The organism is Frankia sp. CeRuru1 (assembly GCF_977966315.1).
In genome coordinates, this window is the sequence record NZ_CDWWEW010000163.1 from 1 (window position 1) to 10793 (window position 10793).

General features: G+C 69.2%; 9 protein-coding genes and 1 pseudogene. 3 read left to right on the top strand and 7 right to left on the bottom strand.

From position 1 onward, the window contains the following. Positions 1–62: 62 nt before the first annotated feature. From AC08OP_RS13380 to AC08OP_RS13390, 3 genes are all read right to left on the bottom strand, one after another. Positions 63–2798 carry a beta-ketoacyl synthase N-terminal-like domain-containing protein gene (locus AC08OP_RS13380; RefSeq protein WP_476614490.1) on the bottom strand — a complete coding sequence of 912 codons (2736 nt, stop codon included), beginning with the start codon at positions 2796–2798 and terminating at the stop codon, positions 63–65. A 546-nt stretch (positions 2799–3344) separates the two neighbouring features. After that, complete coding sequence (locus AC08OP_RS13385) at positions 3345–4001, bottom strand: SGNH/GDSL hydrolase family protein (protein WP_476614491.1); 657 nt, start codon at positions 3999–4001, stop codon at positions 3345–3347. Beyond that, positions 4001–5212, bottom strand: a complete 1212-nt coding sequence (locus tag AC08OP_RS13390) for an NAD(P)/FAD-dependent oxidoreductase (protein ID WP_476605622.1) — start codon at positions 5210–5212, stop codon at positions 4001–4003. The genes AC08OP_RS13385 and AC08OP_RS13390 overlap by 1 nt, the downstream gene beginning before the upstream one ends. Before the next feature lie 265 nt (positions 5213–5477). Between AC08OP_RS13390 and AC08OP_RS13395 the strand changes: the two genes are divergently transcribed. Continuing rightward, positions 5478–5972: a PaaI family thioesterase gene (locus AC08OP_RS13395; protein WP_476602125.1), complete on the top strand. Its 495-nt coding sequence runs from the start codon at positions 5478–5480 to the stop codon at positions 5970–5972. A gap of 301 nt (positions 5973–6273) precedes the next feature. Then, positions 6274–7227: an alpha/beta hydrolase family protein gene (locus AC08OP_RS13400; RefSeq protein ID WP_476614492.1), complete on the top strand. Its 954-nt coding sequence runs from the start codon at positions 6274–6276 to the stop codon at positions 7225–7227. 69 nt (positions 7228–7296) lie between these two features. Here AC08OP_RS13400 and AC08OP_RS13405 read toward each other — a convergent pair whose 3' ends face one another. Beyond that, complete coding sequence (locus AC08OP_RS13405) at positions 7297–8271, bottom strand: aldose 1-epimerase family protein (RefSeq protein WP_476614493.1); 975 nt, start codon at positions 8269–8271, stop codon at positions 7297–7299. Between the two features lie 195 nt (positions 8272–8466). On the opposite strand from AC08OP_RS13405, the gene AC08OP_RS13410 reads away from it, so the two are divergent. Next, the gene (locus AC08OP_RS13410; RefSeq protein ID WP_476614494.1) at positions 8467–9048 is read left to right on the top strand and encodes a TetR/AcrR family transcriptional regulator; all 582 of its coding nucleotides are present in this window, start codon (positions 8467–8469) and stop codon (positions 9046–9048) included. 313 nt (positions 9049–9361) lie between these two features. Here AC08OP_RS13410 and AC08OP_RS13415 read toward each other — a convergent pair whose 3' ends face one another. The 3 genes and pseudogenes from AC08OP_RS13415 to AC08OP_RS13425 form a co-directional block, all read right to left on the bottom strand. Further along, positions 9362–9826 carry an anthrone oxygenase family protein gene (locus AC08OP_RS13415; RefSeq protein ID WP_476614495.1) on the bottom strand — a complete coding sequence of 155 codons (465 nt, stop codon included), beginning with the start codon at positions 9824–9826 and terminating at the stop codon, positions 9362–9364. Between the two features lie 146 nt (positions 9827–9972). Continuing rightward, the gene (locus AC08OP_RS13420; RefSeq protein ID WP_476614496.1) at positions 9973–10119 is read right to left on the bottom strand and encodes a hypothetical protein; all 147 of its coding nucleotides are present in this window, start codon (positions 10117–10119) and stop codon (positions 9973–9975) included. A 133-nt stretch (positions 10120–10252) separates the two neighbouring features. Beyond that, a pseudogene (locus AC08OP_RS13425) lies at positions 10253–10793 on the bottom strand (potassium transporter TrkA); the annotation flags it as partial.

Sequence of the window (10793 nt, forward strand, 5' to 3'; positions counted from 1 at the left end):
CCGCCCCGGTCAGCGCAACCGTCCTCCCGGCCGGCTTCACCTGCTGCGGCAGCGGGGCCGTACTAGCGGTTGAGCCCGCTGAGCTCGACGCCGAGCACCGCGAGGCGCACGGCCGCGGTCATCAGAGCCACCGCACCGTCGCCGTCGCGACCGGCGTCGGTGGGGATTGCCACGACCTCGTCACCGAGGGTGCGCCGGACCAGGCCGGTCAGCACCTGGCTCGGCCCGATCTCGACGACCACCGTCGCGCCGTCCGCGCGCAGGGCCTGCAGCCCGGCGACGAACTCGACGGGGTTGCCCAGCTGCCGGGTAAGGACCCGGCGGTTCTCGGCGGGGTCGTCGCCGTACCGGGCGCCGGCGGTGTTGGCGTGCACCGGCACGGCCGGCGATCCGATTTCGGTGACGTCCACGGCGGCGGCGAAGTCGTCCACCGCGTGCCCGACGAGCGAGGTGTGGAACGCCGCGGCCACGGAGATGCGCCGGGCGTCGAGCCCGCTCGCGGTGGCGGCGGTGACGAACTCCTCGACGGCGGGCGTCGGACCACCAACGACGACCTGGTCGGGGGCGTTGTGGTTACACACGACCACGTCCGGGTGCGCGGTCAGCAACTCGGCGACCGCATCGCGGTCGGCGCGGACGGCGGCCATGGTGCCGGGGTCGAAGCCGGGTTCGTCCGGCGGGGCCATGGCCTGGCCGCGACGCCGGGCGAGCCGGAAGAAGTCGGCGTCGGCGAGGGAACCGGCGGCCCACAGGGCGGCCAGCTCCCCGAAGCTGTGGCCGAGCAGGCCCACCGGGCGCAGTCCCAGCTCCCGCAGGAACCGGAACTGGCCGACGGAGAGCGCACCGATCGCGGGCTGCGCGTACTCGGTGCGCGTCAGGTTCATCTCGTGGTCGGCACGGTCGCCTGGATCGAAGCTCGGCGGTGGGAACACCGCGCGGGCGAGCGTGAGCTCGGCCCCGGCGAAGGTGGCGTTCGCCGCGTCGAAGGCCTCCCGCACCGGCGGAATCTCGACGGCGGCGGTGAGCCCCATGTCGACGTACTGGCTGCCCTGGCCGGCGAAGACGACGCCGACGCGGGGCTGCCCGGCCGCCTGCCGGCGGTAGTGCACCCCGGCGGGATGCGACCATTCGGCGGCGTCGGCTCGCGCCGCGAGCTGCTCGATCGCGATCGTGCGCAGGCGGTCCGCCTCCGCGCCGGTGCGGGCGACGAACCCGACCCGCGCGGCGCTGCCCGGGATGCCCGTGTCACCGTTCGGTTCGGCCTGCCCGCGCACCAACTCGAGGAGCTCCGCGGGCGTCGCGGCATGCCACAGGTGGGCGCGGACGGCACGGTGCGTCGCCCGGGCGGCACGCTTGTCGGCGTCCGGTCGTGCCGTGTCGGGGGTCTCCTCCAGGACGACGTGGAAGTTGGTACCACCGAAGCCCATGGCGGAGGCGGCCGCCCGGCGCCGCCCCACGTCGGGGTCGAGCACCCAGGGCCGGGTACGGGTGCTGAGGTAGAAGGGCGAGCCCTCCTGGGCGAGTGCCGGGTTCGGTTCGCGGACGTTGATCGTAGGCGGCAGCACCCGGTTGTACAGCGACAGCGACAGCTTGATCAGGCTGGCCGCGCCGGCCGCGCCCTTGGTGTGCCCGATCTGCGACTTCACACTGCCGATCGCCGCCCGGCCCGGGCGTGCCCCGGCCTCGGCCAGGACGGCCCCGAGCGCGGACAGCTCGGTGGCGTCGCCGACGGCGGTACCGGTGGCATGCGCCTCGAACAGCTCGACGGACGCCGGGCTCACCCCGGCGTCCGCGTAGGCCCGGCGCAGCGCGCGGACCTGGCCCTCCGCGCGCGGCGCGTAGACGCTCTTGAACCGACCGTCGCTGGACGACCCGAGACCCCGGATGACCGCGTAGACCCGGTCCCCGTCGCGCTCGGCGTCGGCCAGCCGCTTGAGCGCCAGCATCCCGATGCCCTCGCCGACCAGGGTGCCGTCGGCGCCGGCGTCGAACGGCTGGATGCGGTCGGACTTGGACAGCGCCTGCGTCTTCGAGAAGCACATGTAACTGAAGATCGAGTTCTCGGTGTCACAACCACCAGTGATCATGAGATCGGCACGGTGGTCGATGAGTTCGGCGATGGCCCCGCGGACGGCCGTGAGCCCGCTCGCGCACGCGGAGTCGACCGTGTAGTTCGTGCCTCCGAGGTCGAGCCGGTTGGTGATCCGGCCGGAGACGACGTTGCCGAGCAGTCCGGGGAACGAGTTCTCCTCCCACGGCGGGAACGCGAGCGAGAAGGCCTCCGAGACCGCGGCGGTTTCGGCCTCGTCGAGTCCCGCGGCGCGCACGACCTCGCGCAGGACCGGCGTCTCCAGCCGGGCCGCCAGCGGGTGGGCCATCGTGGTGGGGCCAGCCATGCCCAGGATGACCCCGGTGCGCTCGGAGTCGTACCACGCCGACCCCGGTGCGCCCGCGTCGGCGAGCACGTCCCGCGCGACGATCAGGCTGAGCAGCTGCACGACCGCGGTCACGTCCAGCAGGTTGGGCGGAAAGCCGAACTCCACCGGGCTGAACGGGACCTCCGGGAGGAAGCCGCCCCGGCGCGCGTAGGTGTGGTCGGGCACCGTCGCATCCGGATTGTAGTAATCCTCCGAGCGCCAGTGCGTCGACGGCACCTCGGTGACGCAGTCGACGGCGTCGATGACGTTGCTCCAGTACTCCCGCGCGTCGCGCGCCATCGGGAACAGTCCGGCGAGCCCGACAATCGCGATCGGGTTGTTCGCGAGTCGTCGGTCGTCAGGGCGGTCGGACTCGTCCACGTGCTTCTTCCCTTCACTGGCCGGCAGGTCACCACCGCGTGCGGCGGGACCCTGATATGTCGGGCGTGGTGCCCTGATATGTCGGGCGTGATGTATCCGGCGGAGGTATTCAGGTGTGAGATGTCGGGCGACGCTGGGGTTCCACTGGCTCGGTGGTTTCACTGGCTCGGTGGTTCCACGGACTCAATCAGCTCGCGACGGGAACCGGCTCGCCGGGGCGGATCGGCCGGTCCGCTGGAGAGCCCGACGGCCGGCGGGTTGTTCCGGAACAACGCTGTTCCGGAACAACACCGTTCCGAAGCACTGCCGCAGTTCTTCATGGCCGCGACGGCGAACCGCGAGGCCTGGCGACAGTTTACTCGTATCCGATCCGCGCGGGCATCTTGAAACCAGTGTCATCGACGTCCCGTTGTTCCGCAAGAACAACCTGCCGAACATTCGATCGGCCGGGGCAATCGCCGCGGCGGTGCGTCGTGAGATACTTCACTCCCGATCCGACTCGACGTCGGGTCGGAATACGTCGAGGGACCGGTCAACCGAACAGGGTCAGGATGGGACCGGCACCGGTATCCGGGGAGCCGGACGCGACAGGACTTCGCGCACCAACTCCGCGAGAAGACCGGCGACAAATTCGTATCCGGCCGCGTTGGGATGGTAGTCCCCGGGATTCCACAGTTGGGAATCGTGGGCGCGGTCGACGTGATCGAAATCGACGAGGAGAATTCCGTGATTCGCCGCGGTCGAGCGGACATGGTCGTTCGCCTGCTCGATCCTGGCGCGGAGCACGTCCAGGATCGCCGGCGGCGCCGAGAGCCTGGTGGTGAGGTCCGGGAAGGTGAAGGTGAACGCGGTGGTTCCCGGGACCGCGAGAGTTGCGACTAGGTGAGTGAAGTTTTGTTCGAACCTGGCCTGTGAGTAGTCCGCGAGCAGGTCGTTGCTGCCCGCGGCGATCCCGACGAGGGCCGCCGGGGCGGAGGCGGCGACGTCGAGCTGCGTGTCGATGACATCCTGCGTCGTCGCGCCGTTCCGCCCCAGGTTGAGAACGCGACTGCGCGGGATACCCAGAGCCGCGGCCATTCTGGGCGCCCAGCCGATCCAGGCGCCGTCGGGCGCGGGGTCACCGCGGCCCTCGGCGAAGCTGTCGCCGACCACGGTGAGCATCGGCGACGGCGTCGGACCGCCGATGATCGGTCGACTGTCCATTACACGGCCGCCGCGGCCAACATGATGGACTCGACGTTCTTCGGCGCGAGAAAGACCGACGACGGCACGACACCCGCGATCATTCCGAAGAACTGCGCGCGCGCCGTCTCATTGTTCGGTAGGGCTCGCCACAGCGCCACGAGGTGTGGCGGGAAGTCCAGCTCGCCCAGCGTCGTGGTGAAATTGAACGCACCGGCCGACTCCTCGTCGCGCAACCGCTGATACTCGGCGAGGGCCTCGCCCATGGGCCGGTCGCCACGCAGCGCCTGGTCCACGTGCTCGGTCAGCAGATCCGCGCAGCGGAAGGCGTCGGTGATGCCCAGACCGGTCACCGGGTCCTTGTGGTAACCAGCGTCCCCGGTCAGCGCCCAACCCGGGCCATAGGACGTGCGGTAGTAGTTGTCCGGGTAACGGATTCCGTAGTAACGGTCCTCCTGGACGACGCCATGGCTGTCGAGATCCTCGGCGAGCTCGGGCGCGACGCTGCGGAAGGTCCGGCGCAGGCTCCCGTCGATGTCGGCGCGGAACTCCTCGAAATCCTCGAGGTTGCGCATCGCGGTGACGAGAGTGAGCCCGTCATGGGTGGGCCAGCCGGCGCACTGCTCACGGTCACCGAACCGGCTGTGGAACTGCCAGTCCAGCCCACTGAAATAGGAATAGTAGATGAAGCTGGCCGCCGGCACGACCTTGTAGAAGTCGGCTCCCACCAGGTCACCCACGACGGAGTTGCGGCCGTCGGCGCCCACGACGAGAGTGGCCCGCTCCTCGACGACGGCTCCCGTGGCGTCCCGGCCCACGATCCCCGCGACCGTGCCGTCGTCGTGGCGGATCAGATCGCGGACCGAGAAGCCCTCCCGGACCTCGACACCCGCCGCGACCGCGCCATCGAGCAGGATCTTGTCCAGCACGATGCGGCGCGGCGCCATCGAGAACGCCAGCCCATCGATCGGGTCAGCGAACCCGCGGATGACCACACCGAGGTGGGACACCGTCATGTCGGTGATCGGCCGGCAGTTGGTCGCCGTGAGTGCGTCGAGCAGCCCCCACTCCCGCAGACGGAGCAGTGCGGCCTGCTGAAGATAGTGGGTGGAGATCGTGTCGCTGGGAAAGGACACGCGGTCGACGAGCAGCACCCGGTGACCGCGCCGGGCAAGCAACATCGCCACAGGTGAGCCGGCGCAGCGCGCTCCCACGACAATCACGTCGTACATGGTCGGAGACTCCCTGAAGTATGCCGGTCAACCGATCGTTACACTGACACGACAGGTCCCCGGCGGATGTGTTGTCATTATCCTCCTAGGCATCCTCCTAGACCCCCTATATACCTGCAAGACATCACAAGGTGATGTAATCGCACGATAGGAATCACCAATGGCAAAGGGTTCGTAAAGTCGCCTCGAATTCATCCTGAAGAAACCTGTCCAGCGGATGCTCAGTAACATGTCTGCTCAGTCGGAGATACGATCCCCACTGGAGATGGTTCGCGAGGCGCACTTTCAGGCGAACGGTGACGCGCCACCAAATCTCGAACAACTCCGTTCCGTCATCGATACGATGGTGCCGTTCTGTAACCTGACCGGGGTGCGGGTCGTCGAGCTGCGCCGGGACGGTGGCGTGGCGGAGCTCCCCAACCGACCCGACCTCCAGAACCACATGGGTACCGTGCATGCGGCGGCGCAGTTCCTCGCCGCCGAGGTCTCCGGAGCCGCAGCGTTCTCGGGCGCCCTGGCACCGAGGATCTTCAGCCTCCGCAGCTTCGTGCTGCGCGACTGCCGGATCATGTACCTGCGGCCGGCGGTAGGCCGGATCCGGGCCCACGGTTCAGTGGACCTCGAGGTCGCGCACCCGGCAGCGGAACGGACCGCCGAAGAACACTTCGAGATCCGCGGGGGCTCGCTGCTCTACGACGACGCCGGCACCCTCGTCGCCAAGGCGGAGTTCGACTACCGCGCCTGGTTCGACGCCTCCTGACAAGACACCTCCCGGCAAAACACCTGCAGGCAAAACACCTGCGGGCAAGGCGCCTCCGGCAACAGGAGGGCCCTGCCCGCAGGTAAAGCCCGTAACCGCGGCTCTCCCTCGCCCGGGCCGGGACACCCGGGCGAGGGTGTCCCGGCCCGGGCGTCCTCCGCGAGTTCACTGGAGGAAGTCCACGGACGTTACTACGCTCACCATCGTGCCCGGCTTTCCGGCCGCACTCACCAACCTTTATCGGACCCGCTGCCGGAAATACCGATCAGACGATCGGCGATCCGGATGGAAGGAGCGGCACGTGTCCGCAGATGCTCTTGTTCCTACCCCGTCGGCGGCCGCCGGCGAGACCGGGCCCGCGGCGGGAACCGAGACGGAACTCGAGGTCTCCACCGCTGCCGGGACACGGTTCGGCCTGCGTGTTCTTCCGCAGGCCGACGAGTCCGCGCCGGTGATTCTCCTGCTTCCGGCGATGGGGGTTCGGACGAAGTACTACACCCCCTTCGCCGAGGCACTGCGGTCGCTGGGGTACTCGGTCGTAACAACCGATCTGCGCTGGCATCGCCACGGAGCCGCGGCGCTCCGGCGCTCGGCCGGCAGCCGGGGCGGCTACCAGGAGGGTGTCGAGGACGACCTGCCGACGATCACGGCGGCGACGCGGGAACGATTCCCCGGGGCGCCGCTGTTCGTCGTGGGTCACAGTCTCGGCGGACAACTCTCGCTCCTGCGTGCCGCGCGGGAGGCCCCCGACAACGGCGGGCTGAGCGGCCTGGCCGTCATCGGCGCGGGCACCTCGTACTGGCGCGTCTTCAGGCCCCTCCGTTCGGCCTGGGTCCTAGGCGGTTCCACGTTCGTCGCGGGGGTGTCGCAGCTGCTGGGCTACTGGCCCGGGCACCGGTTCGGCTTCGGCGGGCGGCAGCCCAGGGCGCTGATGCTGGACTGGGCCAGAAGTGCCCGCACCGACTGTTACCGGCTGGCCAGGTCGGAGCCCGACCTCCTCGGTCTTCTCGGCGCGGTGACCCTGCCGGTACTGGCCATCTCCCTGGACGCCGACCATCTCGCGCCGCGCCGGGCGGTCGACCATTTCACCACCCGGTTGACGGGCTCGGAGGTCCGTCGCGTCCATCTGGACCGCACGAGTGGATCCACCCACCTCGGTCACTTCGACTGGATGAAGGAACCCGCGGTCATAGCACGCCACGTGGCCGAGTGGATCGACATCGTCCTCGGCCGGAGCAGCACGGGCACACGGTGACGGGAACCGCACGGTGACGGGAACCGCACGGTGACGAGCACCCGGCACGACGAGCGCTGACGTACGTGATCAGGCCGCCGGCACGACCCCCCACGAGCCGCCGAAGGTTCCGCCAGGTGGCAGCACCCGCAGCCCGTCACCGCTGTTGAACCCGTTCGCGGGACACGTCATCGGCTCCACGGCGACACTGCGCCGGCGTTCGTCCGGCCCGAGGGTGTCACCGGTGAACACCTGGAGGTACGGCCAGGCCTCATCGGCCCACACGACGATGCTCCCACCGTCCGGCGCACCGAGCCGGACCCGAGCCCGGCCGTCCGCGTCGCGGTCCAGATCGGTGAAGCAGGTATCGAGGACGACGTCCCCGACCGCGTGGGCGTGCCGGAAGTCGAACGGACCGTCCGTCACATCGGTGGCTCCGATGGGGATGAGTCGATCATTCGTGACCAGTCGGCTGCGCGCCGGCACGGTCAGCAGCACGTCGTCCGCGCGAGTCGGAGCCCCGTCCCGACCGGCGACGAAGAGATAGGGATGCGCCCCCATCCCGACCGGCGCCGGCCCGCTCGACAGGTTCGTCGCACTCATCGTGACCCTGAGACCGTCCGGTCCGAGCCGGTAGTCGGCGGTGAAGGCGACCGTAAACGGGTAGCCGGACTGGGCGCGCAGCACAAAGGAGGCCCGGACCGCCGACGGGCCGGACCGGTCGAGATCCCACGCGGACCAGCGCGTCAGGCCGTGGATGGCGTTGCCGGTGGCCACCTCGTTCACCGGCAGTTGCTGGACGGTCCCGGCGAAGGTGTAACGGCCGCCGTCGATCCGGTTCGGCCACGGCAGTAGGAGCTGTCCCCGGCCGCGGGCCGCCATCGCGGTCACGCCGTACCCGTCGAGCACGGCCACACCCCCCACCTCGAAGGTCCGCAGCCCGCCGCCGACCTCGACGACCGTGGCTCGCGCGTCTCCGTAGACGATCTCGACCTGCTCCCCGCTGGGTGCCACCGGCGCGCCCGTTGACGCCGGCGACGGAGTGCTCGTCGCGGTTCCGCTCACTGTCGCCATCCCTCTTGTTCGAACTTGTTCGAAGCAGCCGCTCCGCACCGTGATTCTCGCTTCCCACCGGGCGGCCCCGACCGTCCGGTTCACCACGGTTGACAGACGGCTTGTCTTCGTTTCGAGACAGCCTGTCTTTCACTGGGCATGCTGTCTTCCATCGGACGGCCAGTCCATCGAACGTAGGGTGCAGTCATGTCTCCCCGTCGCTACGAGCAGCGGCTGCGCACGGCTGGTGCGGACCAGACCCGCCGCCGGATCCTCGACGCGATGTACGAACAGCTGCCCCGGCTCGCGAGCGTAGAGGCGGTCGCGCGGCAGGCGGGCGTGGCCCGGTCGACGGTCTACCTGATGTTCGGCTCCCGGGCAGGGCTGTTCGACGCCCTCACCCAGGACGTGCTCGATCGGGGCGGTTTCGCGGACCTGGTGCGGGCCGTGCAGGATCCGGACCCACTCGTCCACCTGCGCGGCGGGATCACCGCAAGCGTGCGGGTGTACGCCGGGCAGCGCGACGCCCTGTGGGCCCTGCGCTCGATGGAACAGGCGCTCGACGGCGCGCTGCGACGGGCCGAGCAGGACCGTCTCGGCGGGATGGAACATCTCGCCGAACGCCTGGCCGCCCACGGCCTCCTGCGCGTGCCGGTGGCCGCCGCGGTCGACGTCCTCTGGCTGCTCACCAGCTTTGACGCGTTCGACCTGCTCTACACCGGTCGCAGGCTGCCGGTCGACGAGGTCGCGGCCCGGCTCCTGGCGACCGCCGAGCACGCGCTGCTCTGAACCGGCGCACATCCCGCTGGAGCTGCCCGAAGGCGGCGATCGACCTCGTCCTCGCCCAGATGGAGACCTTCGCCAAGGACTGGTCCCCCCGACCAGTAAACGACACTTCTCCCTGGTCATCAAGCAACCAATGCAGCAACCAATGCGCTGACCGGAAGAGCTGCCGCCCCCCCACGTTCCCCGCCTCTTACGGAGATCGATACTCCTGTACCGGACGTGTACTGGACGATAAGAGATGACCTTAACCTCGCCGAATTCGCCGAAGTTCAAAGCCTGTGAGCTTCCACTGGAAGGCTTGGGCGGCGAAGCCGCATTAATACTGGGTGGTCGCGGCCAGGGCCAGCAGAACCAGCGCGCTCACCGCGGCGGTCGTGCGGATGCTGTTGAAGAAGTCCCAGCGTGCCCGCTGCTCCCGCCAGTCGGCCGGCGGAGACTCCGGCCGCCAGGTGGCCATGGCATTGTTGATCGGAAGGTCGCCACGCACGGTGACCAGGATGTTGGTGAGGACGCAGGCCGCCGCAATACCGGCCAGCACCGCGCAGGCCGTCGCACCGGTGACGCCAGCCGCGACGGCCAGGGCGATCGTAACGATCAGGTTTGCAATCTGCAGCAGTTTCATCATCCGCGGGTAGCTGATGTCGAACGCCTGCTTGACCATTACGTAGGGGGTAGGCGGTAGTGAATGCATCGCGGGCCGTACGGCGACCAGGCCGACCGTCAACGTGCCCGCCACCAGTCCAGTCAATACGAGAGAGATCACGACCAGCGCCGAGACCATCCGCTTCAGCTCTCCGTCCTGTGCATGTTGGGGACATACAGGTAACGAGCAGAGACCCGGGCTCGCCCCCGGGCGACTGTGGGGCTAAGGCATTCATACCGCAGACGACGGCCACCCGAAGGCTGGTTCGCAAACCGCGTCCCAAATTACCGAAAGTTCCGGGTTATAGGGAAACGAAGCGGCTCTAGCCCGAGCCGGTCCAGGTCCAGGTCCAGGTCCAGGTCGTTGATGATCCGACTGAACAGCTCGGGCGTGACGGACGGCTGCGGACTGTCGATCGTGAGGCGGTTCATCGCCTCCAGGTAGACGTCCCATCCTTCCCTTTTATCCAAATAGGCGGTAAATATTCACATGGTTTTGTGATCCGGGCATGGCTGTGCGCCGCGCGGCCACTCGTCCAGGTAGCGCAACGCCACGGTGAGGGTGTTACGCAGTTCCCGCCGCGGTGACCTCGCCGCCGGCACCGGGACCGCCGGCGGTCCCGTCGGCGGGGCGGTGCCGCGCGGGGATGTCAACCTGCTGGTTGCGCCGCACCATGTCGACGATCCGGTTCACCGGTCCCACCACGAACAGCTCGTCCCCGGGCCGGAGCCGGGTGTGGCGTCCCGGCCGGTAGTCCGGCCCGCCACCGGGCGCCCCCTGGCCGTCCCGGTCCACGCCGCCGTCCCGGTCCACGCCGCCGTCCCGGTCCACGCCGCCGCCGGTGTCCGCGTTCGCAGCCGCGGTGATCACGGCGAGCACCCGGGTACCGGTGGACAGCTCCCGCAGGGTCGGGCCGAGCAGCCCGCCGCCGGCGTGGATGGTCATCCTGGCCACCAGGAACGGCGTGCGCTGCACGTAGAAAGTACTGATGACGTCGTAACCGAGCGCCGCGCCGACGAAATACGGCGTGGCCAGGGCGGACGCGCTGCGTGCCGTATGGATGCCGAAGCGCCGCTCGACCTCGTCGGCCATCGTGGTGTCGAAG

Bases quoted from the DNA above. Each gene is read 5' to 3' on its own strand.
- AC08OP_RS13385 (WP_476614491.1), bottom strand. From the start codon at position 4,001: ATGGACAGTCGACCGATCATCGGCGGTCCGACGCCGTCGCCGATGCTC.
- AC08OP_RS13390 (WP_476605622.1), bottom strand. From the start codon at position 5,212: ATGTACGACGTGATTGTCGTGGGAGCGCGCTGCGCCGGCTCACCTGTG.
- AC08OP_RS13395 (WP_476602125.1), top strand. From the start codon at position 5,478: ATGGTTCGCGAGGCGCACTTTCAGGCGAACGGTGACGCGCCACCAAAT.
- AC08OP_RS13410 (WP_476614494.1), top strand. From the start codon at position 8,467: ATGTCTCCCCGTCGCTACGAGCAGCGGCTGCGCACGGCTGGTGCGGAC.
- AC08OP_RS13415 (WP_476614495.1), bottom strand. From the start codon at position 9,826: ATGGTCTCGGCGCTGGTCGTGATCTCTCTCGTATTGACTGGACTGGTG.
- AC08OP_RS13420 (WP_476614496.1), bottom strand. From the start codon at position 10,119: ATGAACCGCCTCACGATCGACAGTCCGCAGCCGTCCGTCACGCCCGAG.